Origin of the sequence: Selenomonas sp. CM52, assembly GCF_000292955.1 — a bacterium.
Lineage (GTDB): Bacteria > Bacillota > Negativicutes > Selenomonadales > Selenomonadaceae > Selenomonas.
Genome location: NZ_ALNM01000025.1, coordinates 38,567 through 59,164 on the forward strand (window position 1 = coordinate 38,567; position 20,598 = coordinate 59,164).

The 20,598-nt window shown below is 56.2% G+C and carries 19 protein-coding genes and 1 riboswitch; of the genes, 3 read left to right on the forward strand and 16 right to left on the reverse strand.

What is annotated here, in order from left to right; genetic code table 11:
• Positions 1–107 precede the first annotated feature (107 nt).
• A complete protein-coding gene (clpB, locus tag HMPREF1153_RS06040; protein ID WP_009646055.1) occupies positions 108–2,681 on the reverse strand; it encodes an ATP-dependent chaperone ClpB in 2,574 nt (857 codons plus the stop codon).
• 240 nt (positions 2,682–2,921) lie between these two features.
• On the opposite strand from clpB, the gene HMPREF1153_RS06045 reads away from it, so the two are divergent.
• The 3 genes from HMPREF1153_RS06045 to HMPREF1153_RS06055 are packed head-to-tail and all read left to right on the forward strand — an operon-like array spanning position 2,922 to position 3,868.
• Entirely contained in the window at positions 2,922–3,263 is a 342-nt protein-coding gene (locus HMPREF1153_RS06045) for a type II toxin-antitoxin system RelE/ParE family toxin (RefSeq protein ID WP_009646023.1), read from the forward strand.
• Positions 3,263–3,451, forward strand: a complete 189-nt coding sequence (locus HMPREF1153_RS06050) for a hypothetical protein (RefSeq protein ID WP_009646066.1) — start codon at positions 3,263–3,265, stop codon at positions 3,449–3,451. Before HMPREF1153_RS06045 ends, HMPREF1153_RS06050 begins: the two co-directional genes overlap by 1 nt.
• A 24-nt stretch (positions 3,452–3,475) precedes the next feature.
• A complete protein-coding gene (locus HMPREF1153_RS06055) occupies positions 3,476–3,868 on the forward strand; it encodes a hypothetical protein (protein ID WP_009646022.1) in 393 nt (130 codons plus the stop codon).
• A 120-nt stretch (positions 3,869–3,988) separates the two neighbouring features.
• Here the strand turns inward: HMPREF1153_RS06055 and HMPREF1153_RS06060 are convergent, their stop codons facing one another.
• From HMPREF1153_RS06060 to HMPREF1153_RS06135, 15 genes are all read right to left on the reverse strand, one after another.
• A complete protein-coding gene (locus HMPREF1153_RS06060; RefSeq protein WP_009646039.1) occupies positions 3,989–4,987 on the reverse strand; it encodes a sirohydrochlorin cobaltochelatase in 999 nt (332 codons plus the stop codon).
• A 380-nt stretch (positions 4,988–5,367) separates the two neighbouring features.
• Positions 5,368–5,546, reverse strand: a riboswitch (cobalamin riboswitch).
• Between the two features lie 129 nt (positions 5,547–5,675).
• A complete protein-coding gene (locus HMPREF1153_RS06070) occupies positions 5,676–6,629 on the reverse strand; it encodes a serine O-acetyltransferase (RefSeq protein WP_009646080.1) in 954 nt (317 codons plus the stop codon).
• Between the two features lie 76 nt (positions 6,630–6,705).
• The gene (locus HMPREF1153_RS06075) at positions 6,706–7,446 is read right to left on the reverse strand and encodes an alpha/beta hydrolase-fold protein (protein ID WP_009646074.1); all 741 of its coding nucleotides are present in this window, start codon (positions 7,444–7,446) and stop codon (positions 6,706–6,708) included.
• Between the two features lie 112 nt (positions 7,447–7,558).
• Positions 7,559–7,948 carry a fluoride efflux transporter CrcB gene (gene crcB / locus HMPREF1153_RS06080; protein WP_009646107.1) on the reverse strand — a complete coding sequence of 130 codons (390 nt, stop codon included), beginning with the start codon at positions 7,946–7,948 and terminating at the stop codon, positions 7,559–7,561.
• Between the two features lie 3 nt (positions 7,949–7,951).
• Positions 7,952–9,298: an MFS transporter gene (locus HMPREF1153_RS06085; RefSeq protein ID WP_037370052.1), complete on the reverse strand. Its 1,347-nt coding sequence runs from the start codon at positions 9,296–9,298 to the stop codon at positions 7,952–7,954.
• A 139-nt stretch (positions 9,299–9,437) separates the two neighbouring features.
• Entirely contained in the window at positions 9,438–10,601 is a 1,164-nt protein-coding gene (nspC, locus tag HMPREF1153_RS06090; RefSeq protein ID WP_009646106.1) for a carboxynorspermidine decarboxylase, read from the reverse strand.
• Positions 10,601–11,800, reverse strand: a complete 1,200-nt coding sequence (locus HMPREF1153_RS06095; protein WP_009646063.1) for a saccharopine dehydrogenase family protein — start codon at positions 11,798–11,800, stop codon at positions 10,601–10,603. Before HMPREF1153_RS06095 ends, nspC begins: the two co-directional genes overlap by 1 nt.
• Before the next feature lie 43 nt (positions 11,801–11,843).
• Complete coding sequence (gene speB / locus HMPREF1153_RS06100) at positions 11,844–12,725, reverse strand: agmatinase (RefSeq protein WP_009646068.1); 882 nt, start codon at positions 12,723–12,725, stop codon at positions 11,844–11,846.
• The gene (gene speE / locus HMPREF1153_RS06105; protein WP_009646027.1) at positions 12,712–13,566 is read right to left on the reverse strand and encodes a polyamine aminopropyltransferase; all 855 of its coding nucleotides are present in this window, start codon (positions 13,564–13,566) and stop codon (positions 12,712–12,714) included. Before speE ends, speB begins: the two co-directional genes overlap by 14 nt.
• On the reverse strand, positions 13,563–15,032 hold the full coding sequence (locus HMPREF1153_RS06110; protein WP_009646101.1) for an aminotransferase class I/II-fold pyridoxal phosphate-dependent enzyme: 1,470 nt from the start codon (positions 15,030–15,032) through the stop codon (positions 13,563–13,565). Before HMPREF1153_RS06110 ends, speE begins: the two co-directional genes overlap by 4 nt.
• Before the next feature lie 41 nt (positions 15,033–15,073).
• Positions 15,074–15,847: an adenosylmethionine decarboxylase gene (gene speD / locus HMPREF1153_RS06115; protein ID WP_006192191.1), complete on the reverse strand. Its 774-nt coding sequence runs from the start codon at positions 15,845–15,847 to the stop codon at positions 15,074–15,076.
• 158 nt (positions 15,848–16,005) lie between these two features.
• Positions 16,006–16,863 carry an Rpn family recombination-promoting nuclease/putative transposase gene (locus HMPREF1153_RS06120; RefSeq protein WP_037370058.1) on the reverse strand — a complete coding sequence of 286 codons (858 nt, stop codon included), beginning with the start codon at positions 16,861–16,863 and terminating at the stop codon, positions 16,006–16,008.
• 225 nt (positions 16,864–17,088) lie between these two features.
• Positions 17,089–19,044, reverse strand: a complete 1,956-nt coding sequence (gene htpG / locus HMPREF1153_RS06125; protein WP_009646038.1) for a molecular chaperone HtpG — start codon at positions 19,042–19,044, stop codon at positions 17,089–17,091.
• Between the two features lie 220 nt (positions 19,045–19,264).
• On the reverse strand, positions 19,265–19,867 hold the full coding sequence (locus HMPREF1153_RS06130; RefSeq protein WP_009646103.1) for a hypothetical protein: 603 nt from the start codon (positions 19,865–19,867) through the stop codon (positions 19,265–19,267).
• 162 nt (positions 19,868–20,029) lie between these two features.
• The gene (locus tag HMPREF1153_RS06135; protein ID WP_009646049.1) at positions 20,030–20,524 is read right to left on the reverse strand and encodes a CinA family protein; all 495 of its coding nucleotides are present in this window, start codon (positions 20,522–20,524) and stop codon (positions 20,030–20,032) included.
• Between the last annotated feature and the right edge of the window lie 74 nt (positions 20,525–20,598).

Sequence of the window (20,598 nt, forward strand, 5' to 3'; positions counted from 1 at the left end):
GCCATACTTTTTTCAAATTTTATTTTTTTCTTATCTAAGATACGTTTTCCTTCATAAAAAGCAAAAAGATGGGAGGCATCCGCCTCCCATCTTTTTTGCTTTTTTCCTCAAAGCGTCTTGAACGTGAACTCGCCGCCTTCTGCGCCGATCTCGACGACATCTCCTTCCTTCGCTTCGCCCTTGATGATCTCCTTCGACAGTGCCGTTTCCACCTTGTGCGAAATCAAGCGGCGCAGCGGACGCGCGCCGAAGTTCGGCTCGAATCCCTGGTTCGCCAGCAACTCCAAGGCGTCCTCCGTCCACGAGAGCGTGATGCCCACCTGGTGCTGGAGACGCTTAGAAAGGCTCTCCAGCAGGAGCTTGGCGATCGCCTTGACCTGCTCACGCGCGAGACCCTTGAACACGACGATGTCATCGACACGGTTCAAAAACTCAGGACGGAAGTACTCTTTCAGAAGCTCCTTGACTGCCGTCTGCGCTTCTTCGAAGTCCTTGTTAAGAATCTCGTGCGATCCAAGGTTGCTCGTCATGATGATGACGGTGTTCTTGAAGTTCACGACGCGCCCCTTGCCATCCGTCAGGCGGCCATCGTCCAGAATCTGAAGGAGCACGTTGAACACGTCGCGATGCGCCTTCTCGATCTCGTCGAGCAAGATGACGCTGTAGGGACGACGGCGCACGGCTTCTGTGAGCTGTCCGCCCTCCTCGTAGCCGACGTAGCCCGGAGGCGCTCCGATGAGCCTCGCCACGGAATGCTTCTCCATGTACTCCGACATGTCGATGCGGATCATGCTGCGCTCATCGTCGAAAAGCGCCTCCGCCAAAGTTTTCGCCAGTTCCGTCTTGCCGACACCCGTCGGGCCGAGGAAAATGAACGAGCCGATCGGGCGGTTCGGATCTTTGATGCCCGCACGCGCCCGCAAGATTGCCTCGCTGACGACGCGCACAGCCTCGTCCTGTCCGACGACGCGCTCATGCAATACATCTTCGAGGCGCAAGAGTTTTTCGCGCTCGCCCGTGAGCATCTTCGAGACGGGGATGCCCGTCCAGCGACTCACGACTTCGGCGATGTCCTCCTCGCTGACCTCCTCCTTGAGCAGATGATCGTCCTCTGCCTTCTTCGCCAAGGCATCCTCCTCTTCCTTAAGCTGCTTCTCCAAGGTCGGCAGCTTGCCGTAGCGAAGCTCGGACAGGCGGCTCAAGTCGTAGTCGCGCTCGGCAAGTTCCATCTCGTTCTTGACCTGGTCGATCTCCTTCTTTACAGCACGCACGCGCAGGATCGCCTGCTTCTCCGCCTCCCACTTGTCCTTGAGTTCCTTTTCCTTCTTCTGCAGTTCCTCCTTCTCCTCGGTTACATGCGCGAGCTTTTCCTTCGAGGCGTCGTCCGTCTCCTTCTTCAGCGCCTGCTCGGCAATCTCAAGCTGCATGATCTTGCGCCGCGCCTCATCCAGCGGCTGCGGCATCGACTCGATTTCCGTACGCAGCTTTGCCGCTGCCTCGTCCACAAGGTCGATCGCCTTGTCGGGCAGGAACCTGTCCGAAATGTAACGGTCAGAAAGCGTCGCCGCCGCCAGGAGCGCGTTGTCGCGGATGCGCACGCCGTGATGCACCTCGTAGCGCTCCTTGATGCCGCGCAGAATCGAAATCGTGTCCTCGACCGTCGGCTCGCTGACCATGACCGGCTGGAAGCGGCGCTCAAGAGCCGCATCCTTCTCGATGTACTTGCGGTACTCGCTCAAGGTCGTCGCGCCGATGCAGCGCAGTTCGCCGCGCGCGAGCATCGGCTTCAACAAATTGCCCGCGTCCATCGCACCCTCGGCTGCGCCCGCGCCGACGACCGTATGCACCTCGTCGATGAAGAGCAGGATCTGACCGTCCGACTTCGCGATCTCGTTCAAGACGGCCTTCAAGCGCTCCTCGAATTCGCCACGGAACTTTGCGCCCGCAACGAGAGAACCCATGTCGAGCGAGTAGAGTGTCTTGTTCTTCAGCGATTCAGGCACGTCACCCGCCACGATGCGACGCGCAAGCCCCTCAACAATCGCCGTCTTGCCGACGCCCGGCTCGCCAATGAGCACAGGATTGTTCTTCGTGCGGCGCGTCAGGATCTCAATCGTACGGCGAATCTCCTCATCGCGGCCGATCACGGGATCGATCTTGCCCTTCTTCGCCGCATCCGTGAGATCGCGCCCGTACTTTTCGAGCGACTTGTAGCCCTCCTCAGGATTGCCGCTCGTGACGTTCTGCTTGCGGTTCTTCTTGACGGCATTCATGACGCTGCTCTTCGTAAGCCCGAACTGGCGGCAGATCTCCTGCACCTCATTGCTGCCGTCAGCGGCAACGCCGAGCAGCAGATGTTCCGTACTGATGTAGTCGTCCTTCATGCTCTTTGCATATTCCTGCGCTCTGCCAATGACGCGCACCATGTCCATGCCCATCGTCAGACGATCCTGCCCCTTGACGCTTGGCAGTTTGCTAAGCTCCTGTTCCAGCCGCGCGCGCAGCATCGCCTGATCCGTGCCGCAGTCCTCGAAGATCGTTGCAAGCAGTCCCTCCGGCTCCTGCACGAGCGCATAGAGCAGATGCGCCGACGTGATTTCCTGCTGATAGCGCATGGCCGCCGCCTGCTGCGCCGTCTGCATCGCCGCTAAAGCTTTCTCCGTATATCTTTCTTCACCCATAATTTCTTCCTCCTATATATCAATGATGATTTCCTAAGAAAGTACAAGGCGTCTTTCACCTCGCCTCGTTATTTCTTATTATAACGCTAAAAGTCAAAAAGTCAAATAATTTTTTTGACCTTTTGATCAATTATTTTCGAGAGAATATAAAGTCGGTCAGACTTTATGTCGGGTACGGTTTATGGTATAGTAAAGACAGGAATTTTGCTCTTCACAGCATACAACTATAGGAGATTCTTGATGAACATCACTTTCTATCAGAAAGAGGACGGCTCTGAGCCTGCAAAAGAATTTCTACTCTCTTTAGAACCAAACATGCGAGCGAAAGTCGCCCGTACCGTAGACCAACTGCGAGCAAAAGGTCATAATCTCCGTGCTCCAGCATCAAAAAGTCTGGGCGATGGAATCTTTGAGCTGCGAACGATTCTAGGCAATAATACGACACGCATCCTCTACTTCTTTTTTATCGGAAACACCGCCGTTCTAACAAATGGCTTTGCTAAAAAAACGCAGAAAACGCCAATACACGAGCTTGAACGCGCAAAACGATATCGTGATGACTATAAAAGGAGGAATCCCTAATGACAACTTGGGAAGAATTTCTTGAAGAACAGCTCAAAGACCCAGCCTTCAAGCGTGAATACGATGCACTCGAAGGCTGGTATCAGGAGCAGCTTGCACGACAGGACGCACTCGCCCATACCGAAAAGCCCACGGCTTCGAACGCTCCGCACCCACCGCGCAAGAGCCGAACTGTCATTCCCGTATAGTCCGAACACACGCGAGGAATCCATATGCTGAACACACTTCTCCTCATAGCCCTCGGCCTCCTCACCGCCCTCTTCATTCTGCAGATGCGCCGCTCGCTCAAGCGTTCGACGCTCGTCAACTCGCTCATCAACGAGTACATCGACCGGCCTAACGATCCTGCGCTCATCGACACGATCTATGCCTACTGCACATCGGACTGGCGGCTGCGGCGCATCATGAAGCGATACGGCGGCACACGCGCGGACATTGAGACGCTTTTCCAGAAGCTCCTCGTCTGGGCGAACTTCAAGAAGGGACGGCGCTTTGTCCCCATCTCTGCCTTCTTCTTTGCCGGCTCCCTCGCCTACCTGCTGCGCAACAAGGACGCCGAACCAAAGAAGCTCGCGATGCGGATGATGAATTTCTTCCACATTTAAGGGAAACCGCAAATCTCGGCCGCGCAAGACCGATAATTTCCCGTTTCCACAATTGACGCAAGAACGCCGCTCGGCAAGCCGAGCGGCGTTCTTTTATTGAAAGGAGATGTGTTAGGCTTCTTACTTGGCTTCGAGCATATCCCACGACTCATTCGCACGCTCGACAAAGAGACTGCGAATCGCCTTGTTCTCACCAAGACCATGAATGTAGGTGTTGACCTTGAAGCCAGCCTTCATGAGAACGGATTTGTGCGAATCCGGGTCATCGCCCGCCATGTCGTTGTTCGCATGATCGCCGGCGACCATCATCATCGGCATGAGCGTGACGGACTTGATGCCCTTCGCCTTAAGCTCGGGGATAATGTCCTCAAGGCTCGGCCAGCCCTCGACCGTATAGATGAACGTATTCTTGAGCTGCATCTTGTTGATGCCATCCTGAATTACGGCATAATAAGCGTTTGCCGGATGCGGCGTGCCATGCGCCATGACGAGGACGGCTTCATCGTCAGCAACCTCGGGGAACTGCGTCGAAAGCGCCTTCAGAGCAGATTCGACGTCATCGCGCTGCTTTTCCTGCCCCTGCCAGTAGATGAGCGACGTGCCGAGCGTCATCTTCTTGAAGTTGCCCTTGTACTCATTGAAGATCGCCTTGTCATAGGCATATTCCATGCCCGGAATGACATCGAGCGAGCACAGCGCAATGCGCGTATAGCCGTCCTTCTTGAGCTGCTGCAGCGCCGCCTCCGGTGTTGGAATATCGAGACCTTCCTTCGCCTTGATGCGGTCTACGATGATATGCGAAGTAAATGCCAGCTCAACCTTCACGTTCGGATGAGCCGCCTGAATCGCCTTGACCGTCGCCTCGATCGTCTTTTCGCGCGAATCCTTGAAGGTCGTGCCAAAGCTCATGACGAGGATGGCGTCCTTGTTCGGGAGATTCTGCATCTTGGGGTTTTCATACTTCAAGACGCCGATTTCCGACGCCTCAAGGAGAGCCGGCGTCGCATCCTTGACTTCGGGATTCAGCATGTAGGAAGCGTCGGCGGAGGGTGCGCTCAAAGCGAAAACAGCGCCGCACGCGAGCGACATGGCTAGCATTTTCTTGAAATTCTTCTTCATTCAATATCTCTCCTTTGAATCTTGAAAAATAAGGCTTCAGGAAACGCCCCCCGAAGGATGTTCCCTAGAAGAATTATGGCAGACCTCGCGCTCGATGTCAAGGCATAGAGACGTAAAGCCAGTCTTTGAAAAAGGAAGCTCCGTGTCTCCACACACGGAGCTGCTGCAGAGCAGCAAAAGAGAACTGGATCGGAAATAATATATGAGCAATGCTTTCCCCTGTAGCCCAAGCCGCAGGGAAAACTCTCCGCCGAAATTGATCCCCTTTGCCCGCGAAGGGGAAGGGGTTTCGGAGGGGAGGCACTACAAAAGAAAACCCGGCCTTCAGCCGGGATTCATTGCGTTGCGCAATAATCCCCTTCCCCATCACTCGCAGGTCAAACGGTGATTGTCAGCTAGGCAGTTCTCCTGGCTCCAGGTCATCGCTCCTCTGCGCCTTCCCAAGGAAAACTCCCCAGTGACATCATGCAGATTCGCTCGCTGTTACAGTGGCGGGACCGCTCCGGCATTGACCGGATTCCCTATTAAGTCTTGCGACACCTAACCCAATCGATATGAAGTTTTTATGTTCTCATGAACTTCATGTATTATGGTAGCACTATGCGCGTCCCTTGTCAACACCTTTTATGAAAAATATCCATAAAGCCTTCATGCGAGAGGGTCGCAGCACATGCCGCCCTCTCGCCGCTCATATCACATAAAACCACGGAGCCTCTCCCTCGAAATCGACCTGTTCCAATTCGTCGCGTGACTTGTCGTAGCGCAGTTCCTGATTCTTCACGCTGATCTGTGTGCCCGGCGCGACGGACTTCGTGATGAAGGCATTGCCGCCGATGATCGCCCCCCTGCCGATGACGGTCTTGCCGCCGAGGATCGAGGCGCCCGAATAGATCGTCACATGATCCTCGATCGTCGGGTGGCGCTTCTTGTCCTTCAGGGAGCGGCCGCCCTTTGTCGAGAGCGCCCCCAAGGTCACGCCCTGATATATCTTCACATGCTCGCCGATCTCTGTCGTCTCGCCGATGACGACGCCCGTCGCATGATCGATGAAGAAGCTCCTGCCGATCGTCGCGCCCGGATGGATGTCGACGCCCGTGCGGCTGTGCGCGTGCTCCGACATGATGCGCGGGATCACGGGCACGCCGAGCACATGAAGCTCATGCGCGAGGCGATGCACGCAGATCGCGTAAAGACCCGGATAGGAGTAGATGATCTCGGCCTCGCTCGACGCTGCGGGATCGCCCTCGAACGTCGCATGAACGTCCAGTTCGATGTAGGAGCGAATCTTCGGTATGGCACGAAAGAAGGCGAGCGTGATCTCCTGCGCACGATCAGCAATGACCTCTTCCGACTGCATAGACGCACATTTGCACGGCAAGGCGATGGCAATCTGCTTGTTCAGCAGATAAGCCACATCTTCCATGACCATCGTCATATTATTCTCGACGCTGTAGACACGGTAGTGCTCGTCCTTGAAGTAGCCGGGAAAGACGATGCGCACGAGCTTGTCGAGGATGTCGATGACCGACTTCTTGTCGGGACGACAGAACACGTCCATCTTGTCGATGATGCGATCCGTCTTGTAGTCGGCGAGGATTTCGCCGATGACGCCGTGCAAATTTTCCGCTATGATGTCCGCCATTTCTTCACTTCTCTTTCTTTCAGAAAATGCGGCGCATTGCCGCTGCTTCTCTCTTCCCTACGAACAAGGTCTTCCTTCACCTGCCGAGCACGTAGGGCAGGAAGTACATGAGCTGCTTTTTCCACCATTCCCAGCCATAGTCGACGTCCGCCCCCCAGAAGTCAACCCATGCATTTATGCCCCTCTCGTGCAGCACGGAGCGCAGGAGATCCGTCGTGCGACGCGGCTCGTCAAGCCCCTCTCCTTGCCCCGTGCAGAAGACCATCTTCCTCTCGTTGTAAAGCTCGATATAGGGATGTTCGTTCGCCATATTGGGCAGGAAGTCGAGCGGTGAATTGTCGTAGAGCTGTGCATTGAGCCAACCACCGAAAAATGTCTTGGCATCGTAGGAACCGGCAAGCGAGATGAGTCCCGTAAAAAGATCGGGGCGACGCAGGAAGAGGATCGCCGCGTGAGCGCCGCCGAAGCCGCAACCGACGGAGACGGGAAGACGCGTCCAATCACTCAGCGAGCGCACAAAGGGCACGACTTCTTCGGCAACATATTCATAATAAGCCTCCTGCCGATTGGCACGCCACTCACGATCATCCGCACTGAACCAGCTCTCGGAGTCAATCGTATCGACCGTCACGAGCCGGATCATGCGCCCGTCGAGCCAGCGTGCGAGCGTTTCTGTCACGCCCGCCGCTTCATAGGCATCGGAAAGCATCTCTCGCGGCGGGAAGGCGAGCACGGGCGTGCCGTCTGCCCCATACGTTCGGACAGTCATTTCTTTCTGCAGCCGCTCGCTGTACCAGCGATCCACTCTCGTTTCCATATACATCCCCTCCCCATTGTTCCCTAATCATAACTATACTATACAACGTCTGTCGTGACAAGAAGAAACGGCTGCCGCAAAAATTTGCAGCAGCCGTTTCTATTTTTCTCGCCTACAGTGCAGCGCGCACGAGCAAGAGTCCCGCCCATGCCGCCGCCACACCGAAGGCGACGTTCGCCAGTACATTCCAGAGCGCTGAAAGCGCATTCGCGCCCTGCAGCAAGGTCAACGTCTCCATGCTGAAGGACGAGAACGTCGTGAAGCCGCCGAGGAAACCGACGGCGAGCAGAAAGCGCAGGTTCTCAGGCAAAAGCGCGCCGCGCGGCAAAAACGGCAAAACGCCGATAAGAAGCCCCATAAGGAAACTGCCCAACACGTTGACAAAGAGCGTGCCGTAAGGAAATGCCGCCCCGAAGCGCACGGCGAAAAACGAGGTCGCCAAATAGCGGCAGACAGCGCCGAGGCCGCCGCCAAGAAAGACAAAGATATACTGTGCTCCCATCGCTTACGCTCCGTGCGCTTCGCGGACATCGGAGAGATCTTCGAGCGTCTTCTGCTTACTTTCCTTGCCGCAGGCGATGACGACGATCGAGATCAGCACGAATACGGACGCGAACAGAGCGAAGATCGTCCCAATGCCGACGGAGCCGGCGAGCAGCACGCCGACGAGCATCGGCGCGATCATGCCGCCGATGCGTCCAAAGCCCGCCGCCCAGCCGCTGCCGAGCGCGCGCATCGCCGTCGGGTACTGCTCGGGCGTGTAGGTGTAGATGACGCCCCATGCACCGAGGTTGAAGAAGCTCATGCCCGCGCCCCAGGCGAGAAGCGCCGACGACGATTCGGCAGCGCCGAAGAAGTAGCTGCAAACGCCCGACAAGAGCAGAAATGCGGACAATGTATACTTGCGTCCGATGACTTCCACGAGCCACGCGGCAGCAAGATAGCCGGGCAGCTGCGCGAGCGTCATCATCAGCACATACTCGAAGGTCTTGACGACGGCGAAGCCCTGCGCATAGACGAGCGACGGCAGCCACATGAAGATGCCGTAGTAGCTGAAGACGATGCCGAACCACGTCAGCCAGAGCATCGCCGTGCGCAGACGGAAGCCCTTTTGCCACAGAGCGGCAAATCCCGTCTCTCTGCCGCTCTCTCTCGGCAATAGTTCATCTGCTGTAAACGGACGGTTTGCAAGGCCGAGCTTTTCCTCCAGATGGCAGACGATTTCCTTCGCCTCCTCGACGCGCCCCTTCGCGAGCAGGTAGCGAACGGATTCCGGCAGGTGCAGGCGGATGAGGAACACATAGAGTGCAGGCAGAGCGCCGAGGAGAAACGCGAGCTTCCAGCCGAACGTCGGAATGAAGAGATACGAGATGCAGGCGGCGACGAGCCAGCCGACGCCCCAGAAGCTCTCAAGAAGGACGATGAAACGTCCGCGCAACCGCGTCGGCGCATACTCGGTCATGAGCGTGACGGCGACAGGCAGTTCGCCGCCGAGGCCGAAGCCGACGAGGAAACGGAAGACGAGCAGCGATTCATAGCTCCAAGCCAGGGCGCAAAGCCCCGTCGATACACTGTAGAGCAGAACCGTCGCAGTGAAGACCTTCTTTCGCCCCCAACGATCGGCAAGCGAACCTGCCACGACCGCACCGAGCGCCATGCCGATAAGTCCCACGGAGCCGATCCAGCCCGCCTGCGCGGGACTCAGCCCCCAATCCTTGACCAAGAGCGGCAGAACGAAGGCGATCAGCCCCGTATCCATCGCATCAAAGAGCCATCCCAGACCCGTGACGAGGAGCATCTTGTAGTGAAAAGAGCCAATGGGCAATTCTTCCAAACGACGCAGCATAAACATCCACTTCCCTTGAAAATAAAATCATATCTTCTCCGCCCCGAACAAAGGCGTCGCCCTCTATTGTACCACCTATGCACCGCAGGTCAAGTCTTCCCTACAGGACGCAAAGAAGCGCCATCGCGAACGGCGGCACTTCTTCCTAGGACAGACGCATCTTGAAATCCTCGTAGCCGAAGCGGCGCACGACCTGCCATGTGCCCGTTTCATCGACGGCGATGATCGCAGGCAGCGGCATGCCGTTGAATGTGTTGTTCTTCACCATCGTATAGATCGCCATGTCGCCGAAGACGACGCGGCGGGAGGCGGCAAGCGGCGCATCGAACGAGTATGTGCCGATCGTATCGCCTGCAAGGCACGTCGGTCCCGCAAAGGTATAGGTGAAGGGCTTCTCCCCTGCCTCTCCCGCCCCCAAGACGGGCGGACGGTACGGCATCTCGATGACGTCGGGCATGTGGCACGCCGCCGACGTGTCGAGGATGGCGACAGGCGTATCGTTTTCAACGATTTCCAGCACCTCGGCGACGAGGAATCCTGCATCGAGCGCGATCGCCTCGCCCGGCTCGATATAGACCTTGAGTCCGTATTTCGTTTGCATACGCATAATGCACCGTTTCAGCAGGTCGATGTCGTAGCCCTCGCGCGTGATATGGTGTCCGCCGCCAAAGTTGATCCACTTCATCTGCGGCAGCCATGCGCCGAACTTCTCCTCGACGGCTTCGAGCGTCTCCGCCAGCGGCTCCGCCCCCTGCTCGCAAAGCGTGTGAAAGTGCAGCCCCGTCAATCCTTCTATTTTTTCGGGGCGAAAATCGCCGCACTTGACGCCGAGACGCGAGCCGGCCGAGCATGGGTCGTAGATCGCGTGCTCCTGTGTCGAATGCTCGGGGTTGATGCGCAGGCCGCACGCGCAGCCGTGCTTCAAGGCAAGCTCGCCGTACTTCTCCCACTGGGAGAAGGAGTTGAATACGATGTGGTCGGCGATCTTGACGATCTCCGCCATGTCCGCCTCCTTGAACGCCGGTGAAAAGACGTGGTTCTCCTTGCCCTTCATCTCCTCGTATGCGAGACGTGCCTCAAGGAGGCCGCTCGCCGCCGCACCTGCGAGGTACTCGGCGATGAGCGGATAGAAGTGAAACATCGAAAACGCCTTCTGTGCCAGAAGCACATGTGCGCCCGTCTCCTGCTGCAAGTCGCGCAGCACGGCGAGATTCCTGCGCAGAAGCTCCTCCATGACGACGTAGGCGGGCGTCGGCACGGCATGGAAAATTTCTGCGTATTTCTCGAATTTCCCGAAAGCCTCGCCCATCAATCGACAAGCTCCGGCGTGAAGCTCTCCTGCCACGGCAAGCCCCAGCGATTCAGCGCATCCATGAACGGATCGGGATCGAACTGCTCGATGTTATAGACGCCCGCGCCCTTCCATGTGCCGTTCATCACGAGCATCGCGCCGATCATCGCGGGCACGCCCGTCGTGTAGGAAACGGCCTGCGAGCCGACTTCCTTGTAGCACGCTTCGTGATCGCAGACGTTGTAGAGATAGTACGTCTTTTCCTTGCCGTCCTTCTTGCCACGGAAGATGCAGCCGATGTTCGTCTTTCCCTTCGTCCTCGGACCAAGGCTCGCGGGATCGGGCAGAACCGCCTTGAGGAACTGCAGCGGAATGATCTTCTTGCCCTCGAACTCTATCGGCTCGATCGAAGTCATGCCGACGTTTTCCAGGCACTTGAGGTGGCGCAGGTAGCTCTCGCCGAACGTCATGAAGAAGCGGATGCGGCGAATGCCGGGGATATTGATCGCGAGCGACTCCAGCTCCTCGTGATGCAAGAGGTACATGTCCTTCTCGCCGACCTCAGGGAAGTTGTAGACGCGCTTGATCTCCATCGGCTCCGTCTCGACCCACTTGCCGTTTTCCCAATAGCTGCCTTTCGCCGAAACCTCGCGGATGTTGATCTCAGGGTTGAAGTTCGTTGCAAACGGATAGCCGTGATCGCCCGCGTTGCAGTCAAGAATGTCGATGTAGTTGATCTCGTCGAAATGATGCTTCAAGGCGTAAGCGGAAAAGACGCCCGTGACGCCCGGGTCGAAGCCCGAGCCGAGCAGCGCCGTGATGCCGGCTTCCTTGAAGCGGTCATTGTACTCCCACTGCCATTTATATTCAAACTTCGCCGTGTCCTCCGGCTCGTAGTTCGCCGTATCGACATAGTGCGTCTTCGTCGCAAGGCATGCGTCCATGATCGTCAGATCTTGGTACGGCAATGCGAGATTCAAGACGACGTCGGGCTTCTCCCGCTCAATCAGGGCGATGAGCTCGTCCGTCTTGTCCGCATCCACCTGCGCCGTCGTGATTTTCGTCTTGCCGCCCGCGAGCTTTTCCTTCAATGCGTCGCACTTCGCCTTCGTGCGGCTCGCAATGCAGATTTCCTCAAAGGCGTCGCTGTTCTGGCAGCACTTGTGCACGGCGACGCTTGCGACGCCGCCCGCGCCGATGATCAAAGCCTTTCCCATGATTTTCCTCCTGTCGTCAACTCAAGGGCGTTCGCCGCCCGCATCAAACCATCTCTGCACCGCGAATCGCCGGCTCTTCCCAAGCGAGAAGCATCTCTCTGAGGAGCTTCAAGGCCACCGCCGTCGATGCGCCGCTCGCATCGTAGTGCGGCGACAGTTCGACCATGTCGCAGCCGACGATGCGGTCGAGCCGCAGCGTCTTTCGGAGCGCACGAAGAAGATCGAGGAAGCTCACACCGCCCGGCTCGGGCGTGCCCGTACCGGGAAAAACACTCGGATCGAGCACATCGAGATCGAGCGTCAGGTACACGGGCTTTCCCATGAGTTCAGCAAGACTCCATTCAAGCCCCGTGAAATCAAAGCGCTGCAAATGTGTGTGCTCCTTCGCCCAGAGGAATTCCGCGCGCTCGCCGCTCCGTATGCCAAACTGATAAATGCGCCCGTCACCCAGGATGTCCCAGGCGCGGCGCATGACCGTTGCGTGCGAGAGCTTCGCGCCCAAGTAATCATCGCGCAAGTCCGTATGTGCATCGAAATGCACGATATGGAGGTCTTCGTAGCATTCGGCGAGCGCACGCACGACGGGAAGCGTCACGAGATGCTCGCCGCCGATCATGAAGGGCTTCTTGCCATCGGCGAGCAGGTTCCGCGCAAAGTCCTCGATCTGCCCCAGGGCGCGAGCCGTATCGCCAAAGCAAAGCTCCAAGTCGCCGCCGTCAAAGACGCGCGCCTCCTCCATATCAAGGTCGAGATATGGGCTGTACGTCTCCAGCCCATACGACTCGGCACGCATCGTGCGGCTCGCAAAGCGCGTGCCCGGGCGAAACGACGTCGTCGAATCGAAAGGTGCGCCGAAGAGCACGATGCGCGACTCCTCGTATGAAGTCTCGCAGCCAAGAAAAGTTTCTACATTATCTTTCAACATCGCGCAGCATCTCCTCCACATAGGTCGGCAAGGCGAAAGCGCCGATATGCAGCTTCGTATTGTAGTAGCGCGTCTTGATGCCGAGCCGCTTCCAACGCTGCCAATCAACACCCTCGATGGGCGCACGCTTCTTCGACGCGAAGCCGAAGAGCCAGTGCCCTGACGGATACGTCGGGATATGCGCCTGATAGACGCGGCTAATGGGGAACGACTCGACGATGCGCTTGTGCGCACGCTGCATGGCATAGGCATCGTCCTTGTAAAACGGGCTTTCGTGCTGATTGACCATGATGCCGTCCTCGTGCAGAGCCTTGAAGCAGTTGCCGTAGAACTCCTTCGTAAAAAGCCCCTCGCCTGGTCCAAACGGATCGGTCGAATCCACGAGGATCAAATCGTATTCGTCCTCGGGCTGACGGATGAAACGCAGTCCGTCCTCGAAAAAGAAACGAATGCGCGGATCTGCAAGGCACGCCGCTGTCTGCGGCAAGTGCTCGCGGCATGCCTCGACAACCATCTCGTCGATCTCCACGAGGTCGATGCGCTCGACGCTTTTGTAGCGCAGAAGCTCACGCACCGTGCCGCCGTCGCCGCCGCCGATGACGAGAATGCGCTTCGCCTCGGGATTGACGCACATCGGCACATGCACGATCATCTCATGGTAGATGAACTCGTCCTTCTCCGTCAGCATCATGTAGCCGTCGATTGTCAGAAAGCGCCCAAACTCCGGCGATTCGAAGATATCGATGCGCTGGAACTCGCTCCTGCCCGAATAAATCTGCCGATCGACCTTGATGGAAAAGCCCGCATTCTTCGTGTGCTTCTCCGTAAACCAAAGATTCATGCCTCAGTCTCCTTCATCACGTTGAGCCGTCGGATTTCCATATCCTCAGGCCCCGTCAGCGAGCAGCCCTTCTTCTTCGCGTAGCGGATATAATCGAGGATGTCCGCCGTCACAAGCTCGCCCGGTGCGAGGATCGGAATGCCCGGCGGATAGCACATGACGAATTCGCCCGCAACGCGCCCTGCCGTCTCGGCGATGGGAAGCGCCTCCTTCTCAGCGTAGAACGCTTCCTGCGGGCCGCAGACGACCTTCGGGCTGATGTACTCGACCTCCAGCATATTTTTCGGCGGCTTCTTATAGTTGCGGCGAATTTCGGCAAGCGCGGATACGAGACGCTCAATGTCCTTGGGACGGTCGCCGATTGAGACGTAAGCGAGGAGGTTCGCCATGTCGCCGAACTCCGTCTGAATGTCGTACTCGTCGCGCAAGAGATCGTAGACTTCGATGCCCGCAAGCCCCAGAGAGCGCGTGAAGATCGAAAGTTTCGTGACATCGAAATCGAATACGGCGTCGCCGTCGGCAAGTTCCTTCGCATAGGCATAGTAATCGCCGATGGCGTTGATCTCAGAACGCGCATACTCGACGTGACGTATGACCTTGTCAATCGTCTCGCGCCCGCGAATCGCAAGGTTGCGCCGCGAGATGTCGAGGCTTACCATGAGGAGGTACGACGCGCTCGTCGTCTGCGTGAGATTGATGATCTGATGCACATAGCCCTCGTGCACGCGCTCGCCAATCAAGAGGAGCGAGCTTTGCGTCAGAGAGCCGCCCGACTTGTGCATGCTCGCCGACGCCATGTCCGCGCCCGCCGCCATGGCGGAAACGGGCAAATGATCGTGGAAGTAAAAGTGTGTGCCGTGCGCCTCATCGGCGAGGAGCAGCATGCCGTGCGCATGAGCGAGATCGGCGATGGCGCGGATGTTCGAGCATATCCCGTAATACGTCGGATTGTTGACGAAGATCGCCTTCGCGTCCGGATTCTCCTCGATTGCACGCTCGACATCGGCGAGCCTCATGCCGAGCGCGATGCCGAGCCGCCGATCCATCTGTGGATTCACATAGACAGGAACGGCGCCCGAGAGGATCATCGCGTTGATGACGCTTCGATGCACATTGCGCGGCAGGATGATCTTCTCGCCGCGCTTCGCCGCCGTCAGAATCATCGTCTGCACCGAACTCGTCGTGCCGCCGACCATGAAGAATGCGTGTGCCGCACCGAACGCCCGCGCCGCCAACTCCTCCGCCTCGCGAATCACCGATACGGGATGGCAAAGGTTGTCGAGCATCTTCATCGAATTGACGTCGACGGAAAGGCACTTCTCGCCAAGAAAGTCCACAAGCTCCGCGTTGCCGCGTCCGCGCTTGTGCCCCGGCACGTCAAAAGGCACGACGCGCCTGCTCTTGAAGCGCTCCAGAGCTTCAAGAACAGGCGCCCTGTCCTGCGTATAGTAGTCGAATGCTTCCAATCCTTCTTTTTCCTCCCAAAGAGCAAAGCGCGAAGCCTCGCTCAGAATACATTGCTGCCGCTGTAGATCTCAATCATCTCGCGCCGCAGGCTGTTGCTGATCGCGAGCCGCGTCTTCGGCGGTATCTCGTAAATATCCGTATTGAAGAGGTAATTCTGCAGCTCGATTTCCTTGATGAGCATGCGCGTGTGGAAAATATTCGCCTGATAGACATTGATGTCCATGGCGTCGTACGTCGCCAAAGTCTCCGACTTGATATACTCTTGAATCGACGACATCTTATCGTCCATGAAGAGCTTCTTTCCCGTCACATCTCGCGTGAAGCCGCGCACGCGGTAATCCATCGTGATGATGTCCGAATCGAACTTGCCAATGAGGTAGTCGAGCGTCTTCAAAGGCGTGATCTCGCCGCACGTCGCCACGTCGATGTCGACGCGGAACGTCGCGATGCTCGTCTCGGGGTGGAACTCGGGATACGTATGCACGGTCACATGGCTCTTGTCAAGGTGCGCGACAATCTCGTCATTCAGCAGCGGCTTCTTGTGCCCTGCTGCATCCTCTTCCGAAATGAGGAAGGTCACGCTCGCGCCCTGCGGATCGTAATCCTGCTTCGAGATGCTCAGGACATGTGCGCCGATCATCTCTGTCACGCGCATGAGGATCTTCGTCAATCGCTCTGAGTTGTACTGCGAGTCAATATATTTGATGTAGTCCTGCTGCTCGCGCTGCGATTTCGCATAGCAAATATCGTAGATATTGAAGCTCAAAGACTTCGTCAGATTATTGAACCCGTATAACTTCAGCTTTCCTTCCAACCCGAACGTCCCATCCTTCCCTTGGCTGACAAGAAAAGGCAGACAACGAGCTATCGCTGCGTCACCTGCCGTTCATTTTCGTTTTTGCTAGCTCTGCCTTATTATAATGGAAATTTCGTGCTTTGACAAGACTTCATCACTGCAAGCTGGAGGACAACTCACCCTTTGACGAGCGCTGCGTATTTGGCACGTTCCGCCGCAGGAATCTGCAAAATATCCATCGCCTTTTCCATGGAAAAGTTCAATTTCTCCATCATGCTGCGAATAGAAAGCGCCATCCCTTCGGCTTTTCCTTCGGCTTTTCCTTCAGCCTTGCCCTTGGCAAGACCCTGACGTTCCCCTTCCCTGAAACCCTCTTTCCTTTCCTCCATCATTTTCATCGCGAAAGTCATGTAACTCACCCTCTCTTCGTTCTCTTTCTTGATTCGCCGAATTTCCTCGTCAATTTCCTTTACAAGAGGATTGTCGCATACGATACCGTTCACATAATCGAGAAACGCTTTGACTCCTTCATCCACATCATTCAGCGTACCCTTAGCATTTAAGAAAATTTTTATTGCTCCATCAGAAAGCTCAAGCTTCTTATCCTCCACGCATAGATTGCGAAAAGTGTAGATATGCCGCCCCTTGCTGAAAGGATCAAAAGGACAGATAAAAATGATAACGGTTTTATTCAAGTCGTCATAGTCCGCACCTGCCGCCAAGAGATCGGCATCAATCATTGACTGGTAGTAGCGCGTACGCTTGAAAAGACTTTCCCCTTCAAGCATACGAACCTGCATTTCGATGTTGTATACTGTATTAGCATCGTCGCGCACATAGACATCCATGCGAACACCCTTGCCTTGATAGCGTGCGCCCATGGATTTTTCTGTTTCCAGATAATGGATGTCCTTGATTTCCACACGGAGAATTCCTTGCAGCAAGTTCAGGCATATCCGTTTGACGCCCATGATGAGTTTGAACATGTAATCATCTTGAATCGTCAAGTCTTCCCACGGCTTGATGCGGTACATCTTCCTCACTTCCTTATTTGTATTATACTACATTTTGCCGCATTCCGCCAAGAATCGCTGCAGCAACAACCTGCATACAATGTCCAAAAAACTAACGGTTGCACGTGCAGCTCACTCGATTCTTCACATAGAAAAATCCCCAAGAAAATTGGACTTCTCGGGGATTTTCATTTTTATATAAGCGACTGCTTCACTCGCATCCGTCACTTATCACACCATTTTTCCTCACTTCGCCATAAGCTTCGCAAGCTTATTCGCAAAGTCCACGGGATTTTCGGGCAAGATGCCTTCGATGATCAAAGCCTGCGTGTAGAGGAGGTCGCAGTAGTCCTTGAAGTCCTCCGTATCCTTGCCCGCTTCGTGCAAGGCCTGCAGGCGCGTGAAGATTTCATGGTGCGGGTTGATCTCAAGGATGCGGCGCGCCTTGAACATCGGGTTGTCCATCTCGGAGAACGTGTGCTCCATCGAGAGACTTGGCCCCATCGCGTCCGCCACGAGGCAAACGGCGCTCGACTTGAGACGCGAGGTCAGCTTAACTTCTGCCACGCGGTCGCCCAAGGCTTCCTTGACGTCCTTCAGAAGATCGTCGTTCTTCTTCTGGATGTCCTCCGTCTCCTTCTTCGCCTCCTGCGACTCGGCGTCGTCAAGGTCGAGGTCGCCGCGGCTGATCGAGTGGAACTTCTTGCCCTCGTATTCGCGCAGCGTCTCAATCGTGAACTCGTCGACGGGGTCGGTCAGGTAGAGGACTTCGATGCCCTTCTCGCGCAACAGTTCCATCTGCGGCAATTTCTCGATCGTCGCCTTGTCCGTGCCCGTCGCATAGTAGATTTCCTTCTGGCTCTCGGGCATGCGCGAAACATATTCCTTGAGCGTTGCGAGCTTGCCTTCTTTCGAGCTAAGGAAGAGCAGCAAGTCCTTGAGCTTGTCAGCCGTGTTCTCGCCGCTGTAGATGCTGTTGTAAATGCCGATCTTCAGCGACTTGCCGAATTCCGCCCAGAACTTTTCGTACTTCTCGCGTTCGTTCTTCAGCGTGCGCTCCAACGTCTTCAGGATGTTCTTTTCAAGATTCCTGCCTATGGTCTTGAGCTCGCGGCTCTGCTGCAGAAGCTCGCGCGAGATGTTGAGCGAGAGGTCGGGGGAGTCAACTAGCCCCTTCATGAAGCGCAGGTAGTCGGGCAGGAGATCCTTGCACTTGTCCATGATGAAGACGTGGCGCGAGTAGAGCTGCACGCCAGGCTCGAAGTCTGTATGATAAAGGTTGAAGGGTGCATGTGCCGGAATGAAGAGTAGCGCCGTGTACTCGACCGCGCCTTCCGCCTTCGTGTGGAAGATCTCCATCGGGTCTTCCCACTCGTGGAATTGATTCTTCAAGAACTCGTTGTATTCCTCGGGCTTGATATCGCTCTTGTTCTTCGTCCATAGCGGCGTCATGGAATTGAGCGTACGTACCTCCGTGCGTTTCGTCTTCTCCGCGCCTTCGATGGGCTTGCCATCTTCGTCTTTCGGCGTCTCCTCGATCTCGAAGCTCATCTTGATCGGGTAGCGCACATAGTCCGAATACTTCTTGACGAGACCTTCAAGCTTGTACTTGTCGAGGAAGTTCTCCTCAGCCTCCGCACCGTAGTATTCCTTGGCGAGCGTGATGACGATCGTCGTGCCGTGCTTCTCCTTGTCGCACTCTTCTATGCTGTAAGTGCCGTCACCTGTCGATTCCCAGCGTATGCCCTGCTTCTCGCCCGCCTTGCGCGTGAGGATCGTAACCTTCTCGGCGACCATGAAGGCGGAGTAGAAACCCACGCCGAACTGACCGATCAGCTCCTTCTCGTCAATCGCTCCGTTCTCTTCCTTCGTACGCTGCAGCTGCTCCAAGAACGCCTTCGTTCCCGACTTCGCAATCGTGCCGATGTTCTCGACGACTTCCTCCGCCGTCATGCCGATGCCGTTGTCCGAGATGGAAAGCGTATGCGACGCCTCATCCGGCACGAGGAAGATCTCCGCACTCTCGTCACCCTCACGCAATGCGCTGTTCGTCAAGGCAGCGAAATGCAGCTTATCGAGCGCATCCGACGCGTTGGAAATAAGCTCCCGCAAAAAGATCTCGTGATTCGTATAGATGGAATGAATCATCAAGTCGAGAAGCTGTTTTGTTTCTGCCTGAAATTCATGCTGTACTTTTGCCATGAAAAAATCCCCTTTACACAAACTACACGCACAAACGTCCACTTCGTGGACATTGTGCGCCGCCCTTACCAGAAACCAACCAATCGGTCTGCGCCCTTTGGGCTTGACCTCTTAGGGTTTCATGATAAAAATGCACGGGAGGCGACGCGCTGTGCGCCGTCCGTTCCCGTGCATCTAGTGTACTATATAAAAGTCAAAAAGTCAACATCCCTTGCATAGCTCACAAATCCTTTAGCGTCGAAATGCCCGCGCGGAATTCCGAAACGTTTTTCGCCGTGATTTCGGGGTTGTCGATCAACTCGATCTTGAAGGCGCGCCCCTTTTCCGAGCGCAGAAAAACGACTGCCATCTGCGTGTCCGCCGTCGCTTCGGTGTCGAGCTCTCCATCGCCGTCCGTATCAACCATGATGGTCTTCGCAGTCACGGCGAAGACACCCTTCGTCTTTGCCGTGACCGGTATGATATCGACGACAGCGTAAGCGCTGTTTTCCTTCAACTGTGTCAGAAGAAGCGCCTCATCCTTCTGTGAGAGCTTCGTGAGATCAGGCAGATCCCCCTTGGCGAAGCCATCGGGGATGATGATCCAAGCCTTGTTGATCTTGTAGCCATCGTTGGCAAAGACGAGCACGCTGCCCTTCTCATCCTCATTCAGCACACTTGCGGGCAGAACGCCAAGCGGCTTCGTCGGACACATGATGCTGTAGCCTTCCTCCTTGTTCGTGTAGGTGTAAGGCTCGGCACCCGCCGTCTGCGGCATCACTGCTGTCGCTGCGAACATTGCACAAACGGCGAGGGCTGCAGCAAAAATCTTCTTCAACTTCATAAAAAATCTCCTTTCCCAACTCCCAAAATATCGGCAGAACGACATCTTGCTGTTCATGCCATCATACAACGAAAAATCTAGAGCCTCCTTACATTTGCTTAAATAATCAGCGATAAAGGCTGAAACTTGTCTAAAAGGCTGTGTGACAAAATTGTGTTCCATTCAATGTGAATCATCCAGAAGCAGATCTCGCACCATGGAGAGCGCCGCTTCTGTCGACTGACGCTTGACCTCCGTGCGCACGCCATCGAAAATATGACGTTCCACGTGCACCGCCCCCGCCGTGGCGACGGCGATATAGACAAGCCCCACGGGCTTCTCTGCCGTCGCGCCGCCCGGCCCCGCGATGCCTGTGATGCCGACGCCGATATCGGCGGGAATCGCACGACGCACGCCCTCCGCCATCTCTCGCGCCGTCTCCTCGGACACGGCGCCGAACGCCTTGAGCGTCGCCTCGTGCACGCCGACGAGCGAAGCCTTGACCTCGTTCGTATAGGAGACGACTGCGCCCATGACATAGGCGGAACTTCCCGCGACATCGGTCAGGCGGCTCGTCAGAAGACCGCCCGTACACGACTCGGCACAGGCAATCGTTCTGCCGCACTCACGCAGCAATCGTCCGACAAACGCCTCCAACGACTCCCTTTCCTCGGCCATACCTGCACACCCTTCCAAAATCCTGCCGCCTTTCGTTTCCTAAGCGCCGCCGCTCGTACATCGTACAAACCGTA

Excerpts from the sequence above, each read along its gene's own strand:
- clpB (WP_009646055.1), bottom strand. The coding sequence starts at position 2,681 with ATGGGTGAAGAAAGATATACGGAGAAAGCTTTAGCGGCGATGCAGACG.
- HMPREF1153_RS06045 (WP_009646023.1), top strand. The coding sequence starts at position 2,922 with ATGAACATCACTTTCTATCAGAAAGAGGACGGCTCTGAGCCTGCAAAA.
- HMPREF1153_RS06050 (WP_009646066.1), top strand. The coding sequence starts at position 3,263 with ATGACAACTTGGGAAGAATTTCTTGAAGAACAGCTCAAAGACCCAGCC.
- HMPREF1153_RS06055 (WP_009646022.1), top strand. The coding sequence starts at position 3,476 with ATGCTGAACACACTTCTCCTCATAGCCCTCGGCCTCCTCACCGCCCTC.
- HMPREF1153_RS06060 (WP_009646039.1), bottom strand. The coding sequence starts at position 4,987 with ATGAAGAAGAATTTCAAGAAAATGCTAGCCATGTCGCTCGCGTGCGGC.
- HMPREF1153_RS06070 (WP_009646080.1), bottom strand. The coding sequence starts at position 6,629 with ATGGCGGACATCATAGCGGAAAATTTGCACGGCGTCATCGGCGAAATC.
- HMPREF1153_RS06075 (WP_009646074.1), bottom strand. The coding sequence starts at position 7,446 with ATGGAAACGAGAGTGGATCGCTGGTACAGCGAGCGGCTGCAGAAAGAA.
- crcB (WP_009646107.1), bottom strand. The coding sequence starts at position 7,948 with ATGGGAGCACAGTATATCTTTGTCTTTCTTGGCGGCGGCCTCGGCGCT.
- HMPREF1153_RS06085 (WP_037370052.1), bottom strand. The coding sequence starts at position 9,298 with ATGTTTATGCTGCGTCGTTTGGAAGAATTGCCCATTGGCTCTTTTCAC.
- nspC (WP_009646106.1), bottom strand. The coding sequence starts at position 10,601 with ATGGGCGAGGCTTTCGGGAAATTCGAGAAATACGCAGAAATTTTCCAT.
- HMPREF1153_RS06095 (WP_009646063.1), bottom strand. The coding sequence starts at position 11,800 with ATGGGAAAGGCTTTGATCATCGGCGCGGGCGGCGTCGCAAGCGTCGCC.
- speB (WP_009646068.1), bottom strand. The coding sequence starts at position 12,725 with ATGTTGAAAGATAATGTAGAAACTTTTCTTGGCTGCGAGACTTCATAC.
- speE (WP_009646027.1), bottom strand. The coding sequence starts at position 13,566 with ATGAATCTTTGGTTTACGGAGAAGCACACGAAGAATGCGGGCTTTTCC.
- HMPREF1153_RS06120 (WP_037370058.1), bottom strand. The coding sequence starts at position 16,863 with ATGTACCGCATCAAGCCGTGGGAAGACTTGACGATTCAAGATGATTAC.
- htpG (WP_009646038.1), bottom strand. The coding sequence starts at position 19,044 with ATGGCAAAAGTACAGCATGAATTTCAGGCAGAAACAAAACAGCTTCTC.
- HMPREF1153_RS06130 (WP_009646103.1), bottom strand. The coding sequence starts at position 19,867 with ATGAAGTTGAAGAAGATTTTTGCTGCAGCCCTCGCCGTTTGTGCAATG.
- HMPREF1153_RS06135 (WP_009646049.1), bottom strand. The coding sequence starts at position 20,524 with ATGGCCGAGGAAAGGGAGTCGTTGGAGGCGTTTGTCGGACGATTGCTG.